Here is a 22,593-nt window from a genome sequence, read left to right on the forward strand (position 1 = left end):
CGGCCCCCTTGGGCGTGCCGGTGGAGCCGGAGGTGTAGATCAGGTAGGCGAGGTTCTCCGGCCGCAGCCCGGCCGCGGGCGGCGTGTCCGGCAGTCCCCCGATGTTCTCGGCGTCGGTGTCCTCGGCGTCGAGCAGCAGCAGGCGGACAGCCTCGGGCAGCACCTCGCCGCCCAGCCTGCCGGCAAGATGGGACTGGGTGAGCAGCAGGGCGATGCCGCCGTCCGCGGCCATGGCGGCAAGGCGGGCGGGCGGCAGCTCCGGGTCGAGGGGCAGATAGGCGCCGCCCGCCTTCATCACCGCCAGCAGGCCGACGACCAGTTCCAGCGAGCGTTCGGCGGCGACGCCGACCGTCACCTCCGGGCCGACGCCCAGCGCCTGCAGCCGGTGGGCCAGCCGGTTCGCCTGCGCCTCCAGCTCGGCATAGCTCAGCGTCCGGCCGCCGAAGCTCACCGCGGGACACCCGCCATGCAGACCCGCCTGCTCCGAGATAAGCTCCGGCACCAGGGGACCGGCGGGATGGCTGGCACGGGGCAGCACATCCGGCCAGTCGGCGGCGTCGAGGATCGGCAGATAGCCCAGCGTGACCGTGGGCGCCTGCGCCACCCCGTGGAGGATACGTTCCAAATGGCTGCGGAAGCGCTGGACCGTGTCCTCGTCGAACAGGTCGGTGGCATAGATCAGGGTGGCGCGCAGCGAGCCGTCGGCCTGCTCCTCGCTGTGCAGCGACAGGTCAAACTGGGCGGCGTGGTGCAGCCGCGGATGCTCGGCGATGTCCAGGCCGGGCAGGCGGCGCAGCGCGTCGGAGCGCGGACGGCTGTGGCTGGCCATCACCTGGAACAGCGGGTTGCGGTCGAGGCTGCGGTCGGGCTGCAAGGCCTCCACCAGGGCGTCGAAAGGCAGTTCCTGGTTGCCCTGGGCCGCCAGAACCTCGTCACGCACCAGCGCCAGGAAGCGGTCGAAGGGCAGACGCCCATCGGGTTCGATGCGCAGGACCTGGGTGTTGGCGAAGAAGCCGACCAGCCCCTCCAGCTCGACCCGGCCGCGGTTGGCGGTCGGCACGCCGATCCGCAGGTCCCGCTGGCCGCTGTGCCGGTGCAGCAGGGCGGCGAAGGCGGCGAGCAGGACCATGAACAGGCTCGCCCCCTGCTCCCGCCCGACGGCAGCCAGCCCGGCGACCAGCGATGCGTCCAGCTCGAACTCCACCGCCGCACCGCGATGGCTCTGCATCGGCGGGCGCGGACGGTCGGCCGGCAGGTCGAGCGCCGGCTGCTCGCCTCCCAGGCGCCCCTGCCAATAATCGAGCTGCCGGCGCGCCTCGGCCGACTCCATCCACCGCTCCTGCCATGCGGCATAGTCCGCATACTGGAGCGGCAGCGGCGGCAGTGCAGCCGGCAAACCGGCCGACAACAGCGCATAGGCACGGGCGATCTCATCCACCAGGACGTTCATCGACCAGCCGTCGGAGATGATGTGGTGCATCGCCAGGGAAAGCGCGTGCCCGTCCCCGTCCGGCAGACGGAACAGGCGAAGGCGCAGCAACGGCCCCCGCTCCAGGTCGAAGGGGCGGGCGGCCTCGCCGCGCAGCCGGCCATCCAGCAGACCGGCATCCTCCAGCGTCTCGACCGTCCAATCGACGGCGGCATCGGCGTCGATGACCTGCCGGGGTTCGCCGCCCCGCTCGACGAAGCGGGTGCGCAGGGTTTCGTGCCGCCCGGACACCAGCGCGAAGGCCCGCCGCAGGCTTTCGGGTTCGAGCCGGCCGCGCAGGCGGAGCGCCGTGGAGATGGTATAGGCCGTGCTGACGGGATCGAGGCGCCACAGGAACCACAGGCGGCGCTGGGTGGAGGACAAGGGCAGGCTCTCGCCGCTCGGCACTGCGGGAATCGCCGCCTCCTCCGGTCCGGCCTGTGGCCCCGCCACCGATACCGGGAGCGATACCGGGGCCGGCGACAGGACCGGAGCGGTTTCTTGCGGCCGTGCTTGCGGCCGTCCGTCCAGCAGAGCGGCGAGCGCGCGGATGCTCTGGGCCTCGAACAGCTGCTTCGGGGTGAATTTCAGCCCCTGCTTGCGGGCGCGGGCGATCAGCTGGAGGCTGAGGATCGAATCCCCGCCCATGGCGAAGAAACTGGCGCCGGCATCCACCGTCTCGCGCTTCAGGACCTCGGCCCAGATTTGGGCGAGCCGTTGCTCCGTCTCCGTCATCGCCGTCTGGGATGCCGGTTCGGCGGCGGCCGGCACCGGCAGCGCCTTGCGGTCCGGCTTGCCGTTGGCGGTCAGCGGCAGCCGGTCCAGCACCAGCCAATGAGCCGGAACCATATGGTCCGGCAGCAGGCCGGCGGCGGCCTCGCGCAGGGCCGCGATATCGGGCGCGTCGGCGGACGGCACGCAGTAGGCGATCAGTTGCCCGGCGGCCGGACCATGAACGGCGGTGCCGGCGATCACCAGCACGTCCGCCAGTCCGGGCAGGGATTTGAGGACGCGGGCGACCTCTCCCGGCTCGACACGATGGCCGCGGATCTTCACCTGATCGTCGAGGCGGCCGACGAACTCCAGCAGCCCGTCCCGGCGCAGGCGGACCCGGTCGCCGGTACGGTAGAGCCGGTCGCCCGGCCGGCGCGGTTGCGGATCGGGAACGAAGCGGGCCGCCGTCACCGCCGGCTGGCCGAGATAGCCATCGGCCAGGCTGTCGCCACCGACATAAAGCTCGCCGGCGGCACCGGCGAGCACCGGCTCGAGGTCCGGGTCGAGCACGCAGGCGCGCACGTTGGCCAGGGGGGAACCGAGCGGAATGACGGCGGGGAAAGCGGGCGGAACCTCGTGGGTGAGAACGCCGACCGTCGTCTCGGTCGGGCCATAATGGTTGAGCACGCGCAGGCCCGGCCGCAGCCGCCGCAGCCGCTCCACCAGCCCGCCGTCGCAGGCCTCGCCGCCCAGGACCAGCAGGTCCCGAGGCAGAACGTCGGCGGCGCGGGCGGCGTGGAGCAGGCCGCGCAGATGGCTCGGCACGATCTTCAGCACCCCGGCGCCGCAGCCCGCCATCCAGGCGGCGAAGCGGTCGGGATCGCGCGCGGTGGCATCGTCGGCCAGATGCAGGGCGCCGCCATGGCAGAGCGCGCCGAACAGCACCGTATGCCCGAGGTCGGCGGCAACGGTCGAGACCATCGCCATCGAGGTGCCCTTCGGCACCGCCAGCCGCTCCAGAACGCCGCGCAGATAGCTGCCGAGCGCGCCATGGCTGACAACGACGCCCTTGGGTTCGCCGGTGGAGCCGGAGGTGTAGATGACATAGGCCGGAAGCGCCCCGGCCGGGACCGGGCCATCGAAGCCGTCCGGCTGGGATGCGACGTGCGGACCGTCGAGGTCGAGGCAGGACAACCCGGTGGCCCCGGCTGCGGCCAGCGTCGCTCCCGCCGCCACGGTACAGCGGGCGCCACTCGACAGGGCGAGGCGGCGCAACCGCTCCGCCGGCTGAGACGGATCGAGCGGCACATAGGCGGCGCCGGCCTTCATGACGCCGAGCAGCCCCGCGATCAGGCCGCAGGATCGCTCGAAGCCCAGCAGGACCCGGTCGCCCGGCCCGATCCCGGCTTCGCGAAGGGCATTCGCCAGCCGGTTCGCCAACCCGTCCAGCGCACGGACGGTGAGCGTCCGTTCGCCGCCGCACACCGCGACGGCCTCCGGATCGGCTTCGACACGGGCGTTCCACAACTCCAGAACGCCCGGCGCCGGATCGCGCCAGCCGCCGCTTTCGCCGGCCGGTGCCGAACCCGAAGGGCGCAGGCGCCACAGCGGGGCGTCGGGCTGGCGCAGGACGGCGTCCAGCAGACCGCAATAGTCGGCGACCAGCCCCTCGACGCTGGCGGCTTCGAAGAGGTCGCGGGCATAGGTCATCGAGCCGTGCAACTCATCCGGAGCGTCGGCGATATCCAGTGCCAGGTCGAAATGGGCGCCCAGGAACTCGTTCGGCTCGGGCGCCAGCCGCAGCCCCTCCGGTGCCGGCAGGGTGGAGGTGTCGAAACCGTAGTTGAACTTCACCTGGAACAGCGGGTTGTGGCTCAGGCTGCGTTCGGGCTGGAGCGCCTCGACCAGCTGCTCGAAGGGAAGATCCTGGTGGGCCTGGGCCTCCAGCGCGGTGTCGCGCAGCCGGGCCAGCAGGGTGCCGAAGCTCTCGCGGCTGTTCAGCCCGCTGCGCAGGACCAGGGTGTTGACGAAGAAGCCGACCACCCCTTCCGTCTCGATGCGATTGCGGTTGGCGAAGGGCACGCCGACCCGCAGGTCGGTCTCGCCGCTGTGCTTCATCAACAGCAGCTTGAAGGCGGCCAGGAGAAGCACGAAGGGCGTGACGCCGCGGGCCTGGGCCAGCGCCTTCAGGTCGCGGCTGCGCTCTGCGCCGAGCCGGAAGGCCACCGTGCCGCCATGGGCGCCCAACACCGCCGGCCGGGGCCGGTCGAGCGGCAGCGGCAGCACCGGATGCCCGGTACCGAGCCGGTCGCGCCAGTAGGCGAGCTGCCGGTCGCGCTCCCCGGCCTCCAGCCAGTCGCGCTGCCACTGGGCGTAGTCGGCATATTGGATCGGCAGCGCCGGCAGGTCCGGCTGCCGGCCGGCCCGCAGAGCGTCGTAGCTGCGGGCGAATTCCGCCAGGAAGCGCTCCACCGACCAGCCGTCGGCGACGATGTGGTGCAGGGTGACCAGCAGCAGATGCTCCTCCGCCGCCAGCCGCACCAGCGTCAGGCGCATCAGCGGACCGTTGCCGAGATCGAAGGGGGTCAGAGCTTCCACGCGCGCCAGTTCCCGCGCGCGGATCTCGCGGTCGGCAGGGGCAAGCGCCGAAAGGTCGATGCTGGCGAGCACCGGCGTCAGCCGGGGGTGGATGATTTGGACGGGGTGGCCGTCGCGCTCGGCAAAAATGGTGCGCAGCGCCTCGTGCCGGTCGGCCAGATGGGCGAAGACCGCCTCCAGCAGAGCGGGGTCGAGCGGGCCGGTCACCCGGATGGCGCCGGGAATGTTGTAGGCCGCCCCACCGGAATCCATCCGCCAGAGGAACCACAGCCGCTGCTGCGCATAGGAGAGCGGCAGCGGCTGCGAGCGGTCCGCGCGGGGGATCGGGAACCGGGTGTGGATGTCGATGCCCTTGGCAGCCAGGACGGCGGCGAGCGCCCGGCGCTGGCTGCGCGACAGACCGTCGAGCGAGGACGGCAGGGAGGGGGTGGACGGGCTGCTGGTCATCGGGCGATCCCCGTGTTTGCACTGTCTGTTTGGGCGCCGCCGGTCTGGGGACCGCCGGTCTGGGCGGCATCCGCGAGCGCGTTCAGTTCGGCCTCCGACAGGCCTTCGATGGCCTTCAGCGCGGCGGCCAGTTCGTCTTCGATGGCGGATGCGGCGGCGGGCTCGGTGGCGGCGCGCCGCTCCTCCACCCGCCGGGCGAGGCCGCGCAGGCCCGTCGCCTCGAACAGGGTGCGGATATCCAGCGTCACCCCCAGATCGGCCACGATGCGCGAGGCCACCTGGGTCGCCAGCAGCGAATGGCCCCCCAGTTCGAAGAAGTCGTCGTCCAGGCCGACGCGGGTGACACCCAGCACCTCGGCCCAGATGGCGGCCAGCGCCTGCTCCACCGGGCTTTCCGGCGGGACATGGGCGGCGGTCGCCACCTGCATGGGCTGGTCGTGATCGGCCAGCCGGTCGCGGTCCAGCTTGCCGTTGACGGTCAGCGGCAGCCGGTCGACACGCAGCATCTGGGAAGGCACCATATGCGCCGGCAGGCTGCCGCGCAGGGCGGACAGCAGACGCGGCGCGAACTGACGCCGCTGCCGGGCGAGCAGCGGGTCGCTGCACTGGGTGCGCCAGCCATCGGGAACTGCCGGTTCCGGCCCGATGGGGTGACGCTCCAGCCGGGCCGGATCGAAGATCTCCACGTCGAAGCGGCCTTCCGCATCGCCGGCACCGCCCGGACCGACACTCCAGCCGACGCGGGCGCGGTAGCCGTGCGCCTCGGCAAGCGCCCGGTAGGCGTCGGGATCGGCGCCGGCGGGGTCCAGCCGATCGATCCGCTCCCGCAATGCACCCGCTGCGGGCGTGGAGGCGCCGGACATCGCCATCCAGACGGCAAGGTCGCGGGCGAGCCGGCGGTTGGCGATCCCGACGATCCGCAGGCCGGCGGGCCGCTCCTCCGCCAGCAGGCGGTCGAGACGGGTCAAATCCTCCCCGGCCTCGCGCCAGCCGCCGGCCGGACGCAGATCCTCCGCACCGACATGCAGGACCGCGTCGAAGCGGTAGTGGGTCAGCTCATTGTCGGCCCGGCCGCAACGCAGATCGAGGTCGATGCGGCCGATCTCCGGAATCCGGCCGCGCAGCGCCTGGAAGAAGCCGGGAGCGAACAGCAGTTCGCCATCCTCGGCCATGGCGCGGGCAACGCGGGCGCGCAGCTGGGCGGGGCTCGCCTGCGCTTCCGCCCGCCAGAGCGCCACCGACGCATGGAACAGCGGTTGGAGATGCAGCGGCCGCAGGTCACCCAGAAAGATGCGCCCGCCCGGCCGCAGGGCCCGCACCGCACCCTCCAGAACGCGCAGCAGATAGTCTCCGTCGGGGAAATACTGGGCGACGGAGTTGATGACGACGGTGTCGTAGCCGCCCTCCTCCACTCCACCTTCGCCCATCAAGCCCTCGTCCATCCCGCCGAAATCGGTGGCCTCGCGCCGGCTGAGCCGGATATGGGCCAGTTCCGGCTTCCCGGCCGCCCAGGCGCCGAGATCGGCGATGGCCTGTGCTGAGAAGTCGGTCCCGTGATAGACGGCGCAGCGCGGCGCCACCGCCTGGGTCAGCAGACCGACGCCGCAGCCGATCTCAAGCAGCCGTTCCGGCTTCAAGGCCAGGATGCGCGCGACGGTGGCATCCAGCCACTCCCGCATCTGCGGCTCGGGGATCGGCCGGTCGTCGTAGCTGTCGTTCCAGCCGGTGAAGCTCGGCCCCGTCGCCGCTTCGGCGCGGGAATAGGTGCCGTCGAACACCGTGTTCCACTGCCCGACCAGATCGCCCCGCTGCTCCTCGGGCCGGACACGCAGCGCCTCCTCGTCGGCGACGGCATAGGCGACGAGCCGGCGGTCGCCGCCGTCGCCGCGCAGCAGCACGGCGGCATCGGCGACGCCGGGCTGGCGGCGGACCGCCGCCTCGATCTCGCCCGGCTCGATGCGGAAACCACGCAGCTTGATCTGCTGGTCGGCGCGGCCGAGATACTCGACCCGGCCATCCGGCCAATAGCGCGCGAGGTCGCCGCTGCGGTACAGGCGCCCGCCCGGATCGCCCGGATCGCCCGGATCGCCATGGGATCCGCCGAAGGGATCGGCGACGAAGCGCCCGGCGGTCAGGGCGGGACGGTTCAGGTAGGCCCGCGCCAGCCCGGCTCCGCCGACATGGATCTCACCCGCCACGCCGGGCGGAACCGGCTGGAGATGCCGGTCGAGGAAGTACCAGCGCAGGTCGCCGAGCGGCATGCCGACCGGGGCGCCGGCCTCCGGCTGGTCCGTTGCCTGCCCGGACTTCGGCAGGTCGGCCATGGTCAGCGGACGATGGGTGACATGGACGGTGGTTTCGGTGATACCGTACATGTTGACCAGCCGCGGACGGCTGTCGCCGAAATGCTCGAACCAGCCGCGCAGGCTTTCCATCTCCAGCGCTTCGCCACCGAACACCACCAGCCGGAGCGACAGGGCATCGCGCGGCGAACCCAGCGCCACCGGCACCAGCTGCCGGAAGGCGGAAGGCGTCTGGTTCAGGACGGTCACTCCCTCGTCCCGCAGCAGGGCGAAGCAGTCGGCCGGCGACCGGCTGGTGTAGTAGGGCACCACCACCAGCCGCCCGCCATGCAGCAGGGCGCCGAAGATTTCCCAGACCGAGAAGTCGAAGGCATAGGAGTGGAACAGCGCCCAGACGTCGCGCCCGTCGAAGCGCAGGTCCGCCGGACAGGATTCGAACAGCCGCAGCACATTGGCATGGGTGATCGCCACGCCCTTCGGCTGGCCGGTCGATCCCGAGGTGTAGATGCAGTAGGCGAGCGATCCGGCCCGGCCCAGGTCTGGCGGCGGCCCGTCCGGCGCGTCGGGCTCCTCGCCGACGCAGATCGCCCGCACGCCGTCGGCCAGCGGCAGCGCATCGCGCAGATGGGCCTGGGTGACGACCAGCCCGATGCCGCTGTCGGCCTGCATGTAAAGCAGACGGTCGGCGGGATAGGAGGGGTCGAGCGGCAGATAGCCGCCGCCCGCCTTCAGGATGCCGAGCATGCCGACGATCAGGTCGAAGGAGCGGTCGGCCGCCAGCCCGACCAGCCGGTCCGGTCCGACACCCAGTGAGCGCAGCTGCCACGCCAGCCGGTCGCTGCGGCGGTCGAGTTCGCCATAGCTCAGGGTCCGGCCATCGCAGGTCACGGCCGGGGCATCGGGATGCCGGTGCGCCTGGGCCGCGATGCGGGCATGAAGGCCGGGGGCGTCGACCGGAAGCGGTGCCGGCGGATGGGCGGGGTTGCGGGCGGGATCGTTCCAGCCGGCGACCAGCGCCGCCGTCTCTGCCTCGTCCATCAACGGCAGACGGCTGACCGGCAGCGCCGGATCGGCGACGATGCCGCGAAGCAGGGTCAGCCAGTGCCGCGCCATCCGCTCCACGCTCTCCGGCTCGAACAGGTCGAGACTGTAGGTGAAGAAGGCGCCGAGAGGACCGCTTCCACCCGGACCGGCCCGCTCGGTGGTGTGCAGGATCAGGTCGAACTGCGTCGCGAGTTGGAGATGCTCGACGGCCTCCACCCGCAGGCCCGGCAACCGGTCGAGGCCGTCCAGCCGCTGCCACTGATGGTCGTAGGCGGCCTGGAACAGCGGATGATGGGCAAGGTCGCGCTGCGGTTGCAGCTCCTCGACCAGCCGGTCGAAGGGCAGATCCTGGTTGGCCTGGGCATCGAGTGCCGCCTCGCCGACCCGGCGAAGCAGCATGTCGAAGGCCGGATCGTCCGACAGGTCGGCGCACAGCACCGCCATGTTGACGAAGAAGCCGATCAGCCTTTCGCTGTCCACACTGCGCCTGTTGGCCAGCGTGCAGCCGACACGGATGTCGTCCTGGCCGGAATAGCGGTGCAGCAGAGCCGTGTAGCTGGCGAGCAGCAGGGTCGGCAGCGTCACCCCCATCCGCCGTGCCAGCCCACGCAAGGCCGTGGCGAGCCCGTCGTCGATGACGCAATGGACAGCCGCCCCGCGCTGGCTGCCACCGGCGGAACGCGGTCGGTCGGCGGGCAGGTCCAGCACCGGATGGCGGTCGCCCAGCCGGCCAGCCCAATAGGCAAGCTGGCGGGCGCCCTCACCCGACTCCAGCAGGTCGCGCTGCCATTGGGCGACGTCGGCATACTGGACGGTCAGCGCCGGCAGCTCGGGCGCCCTGCCGCCACAGCAGGCGGCATAGGCCTCGCCGAACTCGTCGAGCAGGACAGTCATCGACCAGCCGTCGGCGATGGCGTGATGCAGGCTGACCTGCAGATGATGATCGTCGTCGGCGCAGGCGATCGATTGCACCCGCATCAGCGGGCCTTCCACCAGATCGAAGGGGGCGCGGACCTCCTCCTCCAGCAGGCGGCGCAGCGCGCCGTCGCGGCCGGCATCGCCGGAGAGATCGGCGAAACGGACGGCGACGGGCAACGTCCCGGCGGGGCGGACCACCTGCACCGGGCGGCCGGCCTCCTCGCGGAAGACGGTGCGCAAACTCTCGTGGCGCCCGACCAGCAGGTCCACCGCCGCCTGGACGGCATCGCGGCGCAGCGGCCCGCGCAGTTGGACCCGCCCGGAAATGGTGTAGCCGCAGTCCCGCGGGTCGAGCTTCCAGTTGAACCACATGCGGGCCTGGGCCGCCGACGGTTCGGCGATGCGCTCCTCCCCGCCCATCCGGGGAGCCATCGCCCGGATCGTCGCGGGACCCGCCTCGGACAGCCGGGCGGCGAAGTCCGACAGGGTGGGGTGACGGAACAGGTCGGCGACGTCGGCCGCCAGTCCGCACCGTTCGCGCAGCCGGGCGACCACCTGCACCACCGACACCGAATTGCCGCCCAGCGCGAAGAAATGGGCGCCGGCATCGGTGACGGCGGTTCCCAGAACCTCCGACCAGACCGTGGCGACCTCGCTTTCCCGTCCGGTCAGGCTGCGGGCGGCCCGCAGATTGACCGGGGTGTCCGTCGCCGCAACGGCGTCTCCCCGACGCTGGACGTGGAAGGCCGGCAGTTCGCCGGCGTCGAGCAGGGACCGGCAGGCGGAACGCTGCAGCTTGCCGCTGGAGGTCTTGGGCAGGGCGCCCGGCTCCAGCAGGGCGACCAGCACCGGCGCCTCCTGGCAGGCGTCGGCCACCGCGGCGGCGATGGCGCCGCACAGCGCCTCCGGCGTCACCAGCTTCAGCACCGTCCGGCCGATCTCGGCGGCGATGCCGATCCCCTCACGGCCATCCTGTTCGACGGCGAAGGCGGCGACACGCCCCTTGCGGACGACCTCGACCTCCTCCTCGACGCTGCGCTCCAGATCCTGCGGATAGATGTTCTGGCCGCGCACGATCAGCATGTCCTTGAGACGGCCGGTGACGAACAGCTCGCCATCCTTCAGGAAACCCAGATCGCCGGTGCGCAGCCAGACCGTGCCGTCGCGCTCGACGAAGCTGCGGGCCGTCGCTTCCGCGTTGCGCCAATAGCCGTCGGCGATGCTGGGTCCGCCGGCCCAGATCTCGCCGACCGTCCCCTCGCCGACTTCCGAGCCGCCGGCCGGATCGACCAGCCGCACGGGATGATCGGGCTGCACATGGCCGCAGCCGGCCAGCACGGTCGCCGACGCGGCCTCACCCGGGGGCAAGGCCCGGTTGGCGGCCAATTCCGGCCCATCGAACGGCGCCAGGGTGATGCCCTGCCCGCGCCGGCCGCCGGTGACGAACAGCGTCGCCTCGGCCAGCCCGTAGCAGGCGAAGTAGGAGCGGCGGTCAAAACCCACCGGGGCGAAGCGCTCGGCGAAACGGGCCAGCGTGTCGGGACGGATCGGTTCCGAACCGGAGAAGGCAAGGCGCCAGGACCGCAGGTCCAGCCCTTCCAGCGCCGTGTCGGCGATGCGCTCGCAGCACAGGCGGAAGGCGAAATCCGGCCCGCCGCTGATGGTGCCGCCATAGCGGCCGATCGCCTCCAGCCAGCGCCGCGGCCGTTCCAGGAAATAGCGCGGCGACATCAGCACGCAGGGAATGCCGGCGTGGATCGGTTGCAGCAGACCGCCGATCAGGCCCATGTCATGGAACAGCGGCAGCCAGCTGACGATGCAGTCGTCGGGCCCGATGCCGAAACCGCCGCGGATCAGCCGCTCGTTGGCGATCAGGTTGCCGTGGCTCACCCGCACCCCCTTGGGCGCGGAGGTCGAGCCGGAGGTGTATTGCAGGAAGGCGACATCGTCGCCGGACAGCGGCGGCATCGACCAGTCGCCGGCAAGCCCGCCGTCCACCCTGTCCACGGCCAGCAGTTCAGGCATCCGGTCACCGCCCGCCATGGCCCGGCAAGCCTCCAGCAGCGTGTCGTACAGGATCGAATCCGTCAGGATGAAGCGCGGCTGCGCATCGGCAAGGATGCCCTGGAGCCGGGCCAGATGCTGCGGCCTCACCGATTCGGGCGGATAGGCCGGCACGGCGATGACGCCGGCATACAGGCAGCCGAAGAAGGCCGCGACATAGTCCGGGCCGCTCGGCAGCAGCAGAACGGCGCGGTCGCCAAGCCCGGCCCGCGCGCGCAGGCGGACGGCGATGGCCCGGGCCCGCCGGTCGAGTTCCGCATAGCTGAGCGGATCGTCCGTCCCCTCGGCGATGAAGCGCAGGGCGATGCCGCCGGGCGTCTCTGCGGCCCGCCCGACCAGTGTGTCGACCAGCGTCTCGACCGACCTGTCGACCGACGCCCCTGCGGGCTTGCGCACGGCAGAGACCGTCGAAAGGGGGGCGGCATCGGAACGGTTGTCCATGGGATCACCTGTGCAGGCAGAAGGGCACGCCCCCGGCCAAGCCATGGGGCGGAACGGTCGATGACTGCGATTGCGGCCCGGGCGGAACGTCGGTCCCGGAACACCGGTCCCGGTCCCGCCGGCGATGCCGCTAATCGGCGGAATGGGGTTCGGCCATGGCGACCACGACCTTGCGCGGCCCGCTGAAGGGCGTGCGGGCATGGGCGGCCAGCATGTTGTCGAGCATCATCACGTCCCCGGTCTCCCACGGGAACAGCACCGTCTCGTCGGCCAGGACCGCGCGGATGGCGGCAAGGTCGGCCGGATCGATGGGACCGCCGTCGGCGTGGTAGACGTTGCGCGGCAAATCCTCCTCGTCGAGGATGTCGAGCAACGCCGACCGCGCCTCCTCCGGAAGGTTGGAGACGTGGAAGAGATGGGCCTGGTTGAACCACACCGGCTCCCCGGTCACCGGATGGCGGGCGGTCGCCTGACAGATCTGGCGCGTGCGCAGTTCGCCATCCTCCTTCCAGTCGCAGAGGATGCGGTGGTCGCGGCAATAGGCCTCCACCGTCGCGCGGTCCTCCGTGTTGAAGACCTTCTGCCACGGCACGTCCAGCCCGTTGCCGTAGTTGCGGACATACATCAGGCCGCGCCGTTCGAACCGCTCGCGGATGTCGGCGGGAATCCGGCGGTGGATCGCCCGGCTGTCGGCGATCGGTGTCTCGCCGCCGACCGGCGCCGCCTGGACGCAGCAGAACCAGATGCGCATCGGCCAGTCGCGGGTGTAGGCCTGCTCGTTGTGCAGGGGAATGTGCTGGTCGGCCGGATATTCGGTGGAGGTGTAGACGCCCGACGTCACGTTGGTCCGCGGGGTCGAGCCGAACTCGTAGCTCAGCAACGGATGGCCGAAGGCGGCGGCGAAGGCGCGGAAGCGCTCTACCGAGTTCGCTGCGGAATTCGCTGCGGATTCTGGGGCCGGACCCAGCGCGAAGCCGCGGAAGAGGATGCCGGCACAGCGCGGCAGCCAGTCGCGCACCAGCGGCTCCACGGCGGCGAAGGCGTCGAGCAGATCCACCTGCGGATCGCGCGCCCGCACCAGCAGCGGCAGGCCGCCGCGCGCATGGGGAAAGTCTTCGATCGTGAAACTAGGCTCGGCCATGGGACCCTCATGAATTCAGGCGGTCGCGGCGATTCCGCCCAAGCCTTCCGCCAGCCGGTCGAGGAGCGGACGCTCGTGGGCGCGCAGGAAGAAATGGTCGCCGTCGAACATCTCCAGGGTGAAGCCCCCCCGCGTCTCTACCGACCACGCCTGCAACCGGTCGGCGGCGATGTCGTCCTGCGTGCCGCCGAACACCCGGATCGGGCAGTCCAGCGGCGGCCGGGGACGGTAGGCGTAGCGGCCGCACAGCAGGAAGTCGGCGCGCAGGACCGGAAGGGCCATCTCCAGCAGGTCGCGGTTGCCGAACACCTCCTCGGCCGTGCCGCTGAGGCGGCGCATCTCGGCGATCAGCCCGTCATCGTCCAGCGGCTCGGCCCAACGCCCGTCCTCGCGCCGGCTGGGAGCGGCGGCGGCCGACGCGAACAGCACCCGCGGCTGCCCCCGCCCCCGCCCGCGCAGGGCATGCGCCAGTTCGAAGGCGAGGAGACCGCCCAGGCTGTGTCCGAACAGGGCGAAGGGGCCCTGCGCCTGTGGAGCCAGCTCGTCCGCCAGTTCGGCGGCCAGCGCTGTCAGGTCGGTCCTGGGGGGTTCGTCCATCCGCCGGCCTCGGCCCGGCAATTCGACCGGCACCACCTCCAGCCAGGACGGCACGAGGCGTTTCCAGCGCGCATAGACCATCGCGCTGGCGCCGGAATAGGGAAGGCAGAACAGCCGCATCGCCGGTGGTGCCGCGCGACCGGGGACGGGGGCGGTCGCGGACGTCATCGCGCGGTGGCTTCGTCCATCTGGCGGCGCAGACTGAGCGGCCGCATGTCGGTCCACACCTGCTCGACGTAGGCGAGGCAATCGGCCTTGGGACCGCTCTTGCCCGCCTCGCGCCAGCCGGCCGGAACCGCCTTGTAGTCCGGCCAGATGGAATATTGTTCCTCGTGGTTGACCAGCACCTTGAAGGTGATGTCCTCGCGGTCGAACGCCATCGCTGTCCTCGTTCACTGTCGGGAGTGGGGCGGCATTCCGGTCCGGCCGCTCATGCGGTCCGCGCCCGGCGCCCTCCTGCCCTAATGGACGAAGCAGCGCGGCGAATCGTTAGGAGGATTTTGCGATTCCCTCGCAACAGCCGATGCGAGGGGTGCTGCGGCGGTCAACGGACCAGCCCGACGGGCTCCCCGGACTCCGGATGGGGGATCACCGCCATCGGCAGCCCGTAGATGGCGCCCAGCCGGGCAGAGGTCATGATCTCGGCCGGCGTGCCGCGGTCGATCAGCCGTCCGCCGTGCAGAGCGACGATGTCGTCGCAAAAGCGTGCGGCCATGTTCACGTCGTGCAGCACCGCGATCACCCCGATGCCGCGCTCCCGCGACAGCCGGCGGACCAGCGCCAGCACCTCCACCTGATGGGCGACGTCGAGCGCCGAGATCGGCTCGTCCAGCAGCAGGCACCCGGCATCCTGCGCGATCAGCATGGCCAGCCAAACCCGCTGCCGCTCGCCGCCCGACAGGCTGTCCACCAGACGGTCCGCGAACCGCGCGGTGTCGGTCAGCACCAGCGCCTCCTCCACCTTGCGGGCATCCTCCGCCCGGAAGGCGCCAAGAGCGCCATGCCAGGGATAGCGGCCGAGCGCCACCAGCTCCCGCACCAGCAGCCCGGAGGCCGGCGGCATGTGCTGCGGCAGGTAACCGATCCGGCGCGCGAGCGCCCGCTGTTTCCAGCGGTCCAGAGGCTGGCCGTCGAACAGAACCCGCCCCCCGCTGGGGTGTTGCTGACGGGCGAGGATCTTCAGCAGGGTCGATTTGCCGGAGCCGTTGTGGCCGATCAGTGCGGTCACCCGGCGGGGAAGCAGGTCGCAGGACGGCAGGTCGAGCAGGAGGCGGCCGGGCAAGGCGAAGCTCACCCCTTCGAGACGGAACATCGGTACAGATGGGGGCGCTGTCGGGGACGCAGTCGAAGACGTCATGCGGAAGTCCTGCGGTCTGATGAGGCGGCCGGCGGGGTGCGACGCCAGTAGGCGACGGTCAGCAAGCGGTCGCGGTCGATGCCGCGTCCACGCAGATGGTCGCGCAGGACGGCGAGATCGTCGAACTCGCAGGCCACCCAGGCGAACGGCGCGGCCGGGTCGGACGGCAACGTCAGGGCGCGCACCGCCTCGACCAGCGGCCCCGCAATCCCGGCATTCCGGCGGTGCAGCCAATGGACGGAGACACCGGCGGGCGCCTGAAGCGGCAGTTCGTCCGCCGCGTCCTCCACCTCGATCAGGGCGATGCCGCGGGCGTCGGCCGGCAGTTCCTCCAGGATGCGGGCGATGGCGGGAAGCGCCGTCTCGTCGCCGGCCAGCAGGTACCAGGACGCCGGACGGATGCCGAGCCCGCAGGGACCGGACATGCCGCAGAGGTCGCCGGGCCGGGCCCGCCGGGCGAAGTCGGCCCCCGGAGCGCCATCGGAGTGCGTATCGTCCGCATGAAGAACGAAATCGATGTCCAGTTCGCCGGCAGCGGCATCGATGCGCCGCAGGGTGTAGTAGCGGACCGCCGGACGCCGGTCCGGCTCGGGCCAGAGCGGCCGTCCGTCGGGGCCGGGGCGCGGCCAGGACGGCGTCTCCGATCCGGCCGGCGGCAGATAGAGCCGGACGTGCAGGTTGTCCGCCGTGGCGAAGCGGCCAAGGTCATGGCCACGGAAGGTGACGCGGCGCAGGCGCGGCGTCAGGTCCCGGACGGCGGCGACACGGATCTCGCGGAAATCGGCGAAGAGCGGTCCGGTCTCCACATCGCCGGTCCAGACGATGGCGACGTCCTCCCCCAGCAGACCGACCAGCTGTTCGCCGACGGAGGCGCGCAGGCGCTCCAGAAGGCCGCGGTCGTCCGCCTCCGCCCGCAGATGCAGGGCGTCGGCCCCGACGGTCAGAGCCAGCCGGCCGAATGGACCGCTCGCCACCAGGGTTTCGCCCTCGCGGGTGAAGGTCAGGCCGTAGGGCTCGGCGGCGGCGACCAGCCGGTCCGCGGCAACGGAGGGGCGGTCGTGAGGGATCGCGGTATCGCAGGAGAAGCGGGGCATCAGCGCCGTCCCAGCAGCCAGAGAAGGAAGGGTCCGCCGATCACCGAGGCGAGCAGCCCGGCCGGCACCTGATAGGGAAAGATCACGCTGCGGCCGAGCCAGTCGGCCATCAGCATGATCAGGCCGCCGAGCATGGCGGAACCGGCGAGGTGGGCCGCCGCCCGTTGCAGGCCGAGCATGCGGGCCAGATGCGGCCCCATCAGCCCGACGAAGCTCAGCGGACCGACGATCAGCGTGGCCGCCGCGGTCAGCAGGGCCGAAAGGCTGAACAGCGCGATCCGGCTGAGCGACGGGCTGACCCCCAGCGCGGCGGCCACCCCGCCGCCGAGCGGCAGCAGATCGAGCCAGCGGGCGACGAAGGGAATGGCGCCGATGGCGAGCAGCGCCAGCAGAACCGCCGCCAGCCCGTCGGTCCATCCCACCATGTAGGTCGAACCGGACAACCAGGTGACGAGCGTTTGCAGGCGTGGATCCTGCCCGGCCATCAGGACGGCGACGACGACGCCGGAGATGGAGCTGGTGGCGATTCCGGCCAGCAGCAACCGGTCGGGCGAGAAGCCGTCCTTGCGGCCGAGCGCCAGCATCGCCGCCAGCACCGCGACCGCCCCCGCCCCGCCGGCCGCGATCTGCGCGCCACGCTCCGGCGCATCCGCCGAGAACATCAGCACGATCACGCCGAGGATCGCGCCGGAAGAGACGCCGAGGATTTCCGGTGCCGCCAGCGGATTGCCGGTCATCCGTTGCAGCATGGCACCCGCGACCGCAAGCATGGCCCCGCCGGACAGCGCTGCCAGCGCCCGCGGCAGCCGCCAGGGTGCCAGCGCGGCGAGATCGCCACCGGAACTCCAGCCCCAGCCGTCCGGACCGGGACCGAAGGCGACCGCCATCCACAGGGCCAGGGGCAGCAGCAGGGCAGCGCCGGCAAGCACCAGGGCGGGCCGGGAGGCGCGCGGCGGCTGGGCGGCGGCGGACATGACCGGCGGCGCCGAGGTCCGCAGCCGCGGCAGAAGCCACAGCAGCATCGGCACGCCCAGGACCGCGGTGACGGCGCCGGTCGGCAATTCGCGGTAGGTGACCGGCGCCATCAGCACCAGGGCGTCGGTCGCCCACAGCAGGGCGGCACCGCAGAGCGGCGCCCACAGCATCCGCTGCCCCAGCCGGCGGGCGCCGGCCATGCCGACGATGGTCGGGGCGGCCAGCCCGACGAAACTGACCACGCCGACGGCGGCGACGGTGAGGGCGGCCAGCATCACCGCGATCAGCAATCCGGCCAGACGGGCGCCCACAACCGACAGCCCCAGGCTGCGCGCCCCGCCCTCCCCCAGGCCGAGCAGGACCAGCGGGCGCAGGACCAGCGCCGCGGCGACGGCCAGCACCGCCAGCCGGGGCGCCAGGAAGGCGGCCATGCCCCAATCCTGCTGGTCGAGGAAGCCGGCGCCCCACAGGAAGAGGCCGATCAGCAGGTCGTGGTTGAACAGCACCATCACGCCGCTGACCGATCCGGCATAGAGGCTGAGGACGAGACCGGCCAGCACGACGGTGACCGGCGACAGCCCCTTGCGCCAGGACAGCGCCAGCAGCGCCGCCGCCGACAGTCCGGCACCGGCCAGCGCGACCCATTCCCGGCCCAGCGCCAGCGCGTCCGGCAGCCACAGGGTGGCGACGGCAAGCGACAGGTGCGCGCCGGCGGCGATGCCGAGCGTGGCGGGTTCGGCCAGTGGGTTGCGCAGAACCTGCTGCAGGATGGTGCCGGCAAGCCCCAGCGCCGCCCCGACCATCAGGGCGACCGCGAAGCGCGGGAACAGGACATAGTGGGCGGCAAGCTGGTCGAGGCGCGCCGGATCGGGATCGACCAGCGCCCTCCACCACAGCTCCGGCGGCAGTTGCCGGCCGAGCACCAGAAAGGATGCCAGCCCGGCCAGCAGGAACAGGCCGGTCACCGGCCAGACGGGACCGAACCGGCGGGACGGGGTCGGGATCGCGGTGTCAGCCATGGCGTTAGGCAAGCCTTTCGCCGAGCAGACGGACGAAACGCTCCGCCGTCGGGACGCCGCCATAGAACAGGATGGGCGGCAGGATGGTGACCCGGCCTTCGCGCAGGAAGGGCAGCCCGGCGAACAGCGGCAGGTCGGCCAGCGCCTCCAGCGCCCGCTTTCCCTCGCTGCCGATGTTGACCAGTTCGGCATCGGGACGGCCGGTCAGACGGTCCATGGTCACGGTGGCGTGGCCATAGGGGCCGCTGGGACCGGTCCAGGCATTTTCGATCTCCAACCGGTCGAGGAGATCCTGATACAGGCTGTTGCGCCCATGGATGAGGACGCGGCGCCCGTCGAGGACGCTGAGAACATAGAGAGGGCGCAAGGTCACGCCGGACAGGCGCGCCCGCGCCTCGTCCAGCGCCCGCTCGAACCGCGCGACCGCAAGCTCCGCCGCCTCCGACACCCCCAGTTCGCCGGCCAACCGGCGCAGGGAGGCAATGGCGAAGGCGAGCTGACCGTTCCGCCCATTTTCCGTCCCCTGCCCTTCCCCCGATCCCGTGTCGAAGGACTGATAGAGGGTCAGCGGCGCGATCCACTCCAGCCGGCCGCGCACCGCCGACAGCATGCCATCGGTGACGAAGCGTGCCGGCGCCAGCCGGTCGAGCAGCTCCAGGTTCGGCTCCGCCCTGGCGCCGATGTCCGGAACGCCGTCCGGCACCGCCGGCTCGATCACAGAGCGGCGGTAGCGGTCGATCTCGGGCAAGCCATGCGGAACGATGCCCAGGGACAGCAGCGCCTGCGCACTCGTCCAATCGAGCGCGCAGACCCCGCCGTCCGCCCTCGGCTCCGCCGACCGTGCGCCGCCGGCCAGAAGACCGAGCGGCAACGCGGCGGCGGCATGGAGGAACCGGCGCCGGTCGACGGCGCCGGTCATCTCGGGCATCGGCGGCAACGGTCCCGCCTTACCAGCTGTACTTCAGCGTCGCCAGGACCTGGCGGCGGTTGCCGTAGAGCACCGTGTTGTCGTAGAAGCCCGCCGAATAGTACTTCTTGTCGGTCAGGTTGCTGACGTTGAGCGCCACGCTGGCCCCCTGCAGTTCGGACCGCAGGGCACCCAGGTCGTAGCGGACGGCGGCGTCGGCCAGCGTGTAATCCGGGATGGTCTCGGTGTTGCCGGCATTCTTGGACGAGCCGACATAGCGCGCGCCCACCCCGAAGCCGAGGCCGGTGAGCGGACCGGACTTGAAGGTGTAGTCGCCCCAGGCCGAGGCCATGTGGCGCGGAATCCCCTTCGGACGCAGCCCGACCGAGCTGGCGCTGGAACCGACGGCCGGATTGTCCTTGGTGATCTCGGCATCGACGAAGGCGTAGGAGGCGATCAGGCTGAGCTCCTCCGTCAGCTCCATCTTGCCTTCCAGCTCGATGCCGCGGCTGCGGATCTCGCCGTCCTGCACCGCGAAGCCGCTGTAGACCGGGTCGTTGGTGACCACGTTCTGCTGGGTGATGTGGTAGAGCGAGGCCGAGATGAAGCTGTTCCAGCCGTTCGGCTGGTACTTCACGCCGACCTCGTACTGGGTGCCGGTCGTCGGCTTGAAGGTGCCGCCGCCGCGCTGCGGCGCGTAGGTGCCGGTGGTCGGCTGGAAGGAGGTCGCATAGCTGGCATAGGGCGCGATGCCATTGTCGAAGACATAGCCCAGGCCGACACGGCCGGTGAAATGATGATCGCGCGCGGTCTGGGAGCTGCTGGACAGGTTGTCCGTCTCCTTGTCGACCACCCAATCCTGGCGGCCGCTGAGGGTCAGGATCCAGTTGTCGTAGCGCAGCTGGTCCTGGAGGTAGGCGCCGATCTGGGTCAGGTTGCTCTTGCCGTCCACCCAGGGGTTTCCATAGAGGAAATCGGTCCCCGGATAGCTCGGATTGAGAACGTCGATCACCAGCTCGTTCAGCGAGTTGCGCCGCGTCTCCCGCCCGATGTAGTAGCCGTAGTCGACGCCGGCCAGGATGGTGTGCGACACCGCGCCGGTCTGCACCTTGCCCTGGACGTTGCTGTCGAGCAGGTAGGTCTCGGTCGTCTTCGGACGGTCCTGCACCCCGACCGGATAATCGCGCCCGTTCACCAGCTCCACCGGCCAGGCGGTGCTGAAGGCACTGACGAAGTTGACCTTCGAATGCATGTAGCGGGCATTCTGGTGGAAGGTCCAGTTCGGGCTGATCTCATGCTCCAGCTCGTAACCGACGGTGGTGTTCTGCACCTTCCAGTCGGAATAGCCGGGAATGCCGAAGAAGAGATCGGTGCCGATCTGGCCCATCGCATCGCGGGGAATGCTCTGTTCCGCCCCGCTCATCTTCAGCTTCTGATAGCTGGCGAGCAGGGTCATCTTGGTCTTGTCGGTCGGCTTGAAGGTCACCGCCGGCGCAATGTAGAAGCGATCGTCGGGCGCATGGTCGACCTGGGTGTCGGACAGGCGGCCGAGGCCGGTCAGGCGGTACAGCACCTTGCCGTCGCCATCCACCGGCCCGCCGAAATCGAAGGCGGCCTGACGGCGGTCATAGCTGCCGGTTTGCAGCTCGATCTCGTGCAGCGGCCTGTCGGTCGGCCGCTTGGTGGTGAGATTCACCACGCCGCCGGGCGAGGTCTGGCCGAACAGGACCGACGACGGGCCCTTCACGACGTCCACGCGCTCCAGCCCGTAGGGCTCGAAATTGGTGTCGTAGTTGTTGAAGCCGGCACGCAGGCCGTCGCGGTAGATGCCGAACAGGTTGAAGTCGCGGAAGCCGCGCATCGAGAAATCAGGGGCGCCGGGGCCGCCCGGATAATCGACCACGGCGATGCCGGGCGAGTATGCGACCGCACCCGCGAAATCCTGCACCGCGCGCTGGTCCAGCTCCTTGCGGGTCACGACGGAGATCGTCTGGGGGATTTCGACCAGCGGCGTCTCGACCTTGGTGCCGACGGCGCTGCGGGTGGCGACATAACCCTCCGTGCCACCGACGACTCCCTGAACGGAAATCGGGTCCAGAACAATGCCGGCGCCGGTGGCGGCCTCTCCGCTGGTGGCCTGCCCGCTGCCCTGGCCGCCGTTCGTCGCCTGCTGCGCCAGACCGGCCGGCTGGTTCGCCAGCAGCGCCAGACCGGCCATCGTCGTCGCCAGCAGGAAGGATTTCAAACGCCCGTGCCTGCCCGTCGCCAGACGACCGGCCGATCCGGCCGCGCCAACCTCACTCTCCATCACAGTTCCCCCAACTGAAGCTCTATCCGACGGGTTCCGCTCTCTCGCGAAATCCGTCTCCCGGCTCTAAGACGAAGGGGGTAGGCGAATATTAAGGAGAATCTTTCATACGTACGAATTTTCGTGCGCGGCGGCCGTCGTCGACGGCTCCGACAGGCCGGGGCAGCGGTCGAAGAAGTCACGGCGGTCGAGCACCATCAGCGCGGCGCGCTTGTGCGGGAAGTCGAACTCCCGTTCGCGCAGGAACCCCAGGGACTGCATGTGCCCGATCATGCGGGCGTTGTCGGCCCGCGGCTCCGACACCACGCGGCCGGTGCGGGCATCGTCCAGGAACATCCAGTGCACCAGCGCCGAAAGCCACGAACGGACCTTGTGCGGTCCGCGGTGATGCTCCTCCCCCACCAGCATGTGGATGCCACGGTCATGGTCGCCCGGCGCACAGAAGGGGGCTATGCGGTCCTCCTTCGCCCAATAGGCCTCGAAATAGGCGAAGGGTTCATCGTCGAAGCAGCCGATCAGCGTCTGGACATGCGGGTCCGCCGCCAGCCCCTCCAGATAAGCGCGGTGTCGCAGGAAGTCGCCGCCCTCCTGCCAGAAGGCAAGAACGCGGGGGTTGTTCTGCCAACGGTTGAAGCGCTCCAGATCGGCGTCGATGTCCAGGCTGCGCAGCGAAATCCAGAGGCCGAGCGCCGGATCGAACCGGCGGTACAACTCCCCCGCCGGCTTCGGCGGCCGGTGGAGATGCACGCCATCCCCCCGCGCAATGGCCGGATAGCCGGTCGTGCCCGGACCGCGCAGCCAGGGGCCGGGCAGTTGCCAGAAGGCGTCGCGCCGGCTGACGGTGCCGCCGCTGCCATCGGCGAGCAGCAGGCCAGACCGCAGCGATGCCGGGTCGGGCTCGATGCCGCGCCAGACAAGACGGCGGCAGGCCGGGTCGCCGGTGAACAGCCAGCAGGCCGCCGCCCAGGCGGCGTCCATGGCAAGCGGAACAGGGCGTCCGTCGACGAGGTCGGGCGCGAGGACGAAGCCGTCCTCGACCGGCTCGCAGGCGGCCGACAGCAGCGGACGGCCGTCGATGGACAGGCGCAGACCGCCGGATCCGGTTTCGGCGGTCAGCCGGTGGCCATCGGGCAAAGGCAGGGTATGGGATGATGTCATGGTGGCGGATTCCAGTTCTTGGCGCCCGCTGCCGCCGTCC

The 22,593-nt window shown here is 71.0% G+C and carries 11 protein-coding genes; all 11 read right to left on the bottom strand.

Annotated features, from left to right (window positions below; all coding sequences use genetic code 11):
- Window positions 1-5,227, bottom strand: a 5,227-nt coding sequence (locus VH569_RS10870; RefSeq protein WP_423315344.1) for an amino acid adenylation domain-containing protein, incomplete at its 3' end; no start/stop codon positions are given.
- A complete protein-coding gene (locus VH569_RS10875) occupies window positions 5,224-11,997 on the bottom strand; it encodes an amino acid adenylation domain-containing protein (RefSeq protein WP_423315345.1) in 6,774 nt (2,257 codons plus the stop codon). The genes VH569_RS10870 and VH569_RS10875, both read right to left, overlap by 4 nt.
- Window positions 11,998-12,127: 130 nt before the next feature.
- Entirely contained in the window at window positions 12,128-13,138 is a 1,011-nt protein-coding gene (locus VH569_RS10880) for a TauD/TfdA family dioxygenase (protein WP_423315346.1), read from the bottom strand.
- 15 nt (window positions 13,139-13,153) lie between these two features.
- Window positions 13,154-13,903 carry a thioesterase II family protein gene (locus tag VH569_RS10885; protein WP_423315347.1) on the bottom strand — a complete coding sequence of 250 codons (750 nt, stop codon included), beginning with the start codon at window positions 13,901-13,903 and terminating at the stop codon, window positions 13,154-13,156.
- Complete coding sequence (locus VH569_RS10890; protein ID WP_423315348.1) at window positions 13,900-14,115, bottom strand: MbtH family protein; 216 nt, start codon at window positions 14,113-14,115, stop codon at window positions 13,900-13,902. The genes VH569_RS10885 and VH569_RS10890 overlap by 4 nt, the downstream gene beginning before the upstream one ends.
- A 164-nt stretch (window positions 14,116-14,279) precedes the next feature.
- Window positions 14,280-15,017, bottom strand: coding sequence for an ATP-binding cassette domain-containing protein (locus VH569_RS10895; RefSeq protein ID WP_395456408.1), 738 nt, complete (start codon window positions 15,015-15,017; stop codon window positions 14,280-14,282).
- Between the two features lie 71 nt (window positions 15,018-15,088).
- A complete protein-coding gene (locus VH569_RS10900; protein WP_423315349.1) occupies window positions 15,089-16,186 on the bottom strand; it encodes an SIP domain-containing protein in 1,098 nt (365 codons plus the stop codon).
- Window positions 16,186-18,180, bottom strand: coding sequence for a Fe(3+)-hydroxamate ABC transporter permease FhuB (fhuB, locus tag VH569_RS10905; RefSeq protein WP_423315350.1), 1,995 nt, complete (start codon window positions 18,178-18,180; stop codon window positions 16,186-16,188). The genes VH569_RS10900 and fhuB overlap by 1 nt, the downstream gene beginning before the upstream one ends.
- A 4-nt stretch (window positions 18,181-18,184) precedes the next feature.
- Complete coding sequence (locus VH569_RS10910) at window positions 18,185-19,108, bottom strand: ABC transporter substrate-binding protein (protein ID WP_423315351.1); 924 nt, start codon at window positions 19,106-19,108, stop codon at window positions 18,185-18,187.
- A gap of 19 nt (window positions 19,109-19,127) precedes the next feature.
- Window positions 19,128-21,395, bottom strand: coding sequence for a TonB-dependent siderophore receptor (locus tag VH569_RS10915; RefSeq protein WP_423315352.1), 2,268 nt, complete (start codon window positions 21,393-21,395; stop codon window positions 19,128-19,130).
- 105 nt (window positions 21,396-21,500) lie between these two features.
- Window positions 21,501-22,553 carry a GNAT family N-acetyltransferase gene (locus VH569_RS10920; RefSeq protein ID WP_423315353.1) on the bottom strand — a complete coding sequence of 351 codons (1,053 nt, stop codon included), beginning with the start codon at window positions 22,551-22,553 and terminating at the stop codon, window positions 21,501-21,503.
- Window positions 22,554-22,593: the final 40 nt, after the last annotated feature.

This window comes from Azospirillum sp. 11R-A (assembly GCF_049472615.1).
Lineage (GTDB): Bacteria > Pseudomonadota > Alphaproteobacteria > Azospirillales > Azospirillaceae > Azospirillum > Azospirillum palustre.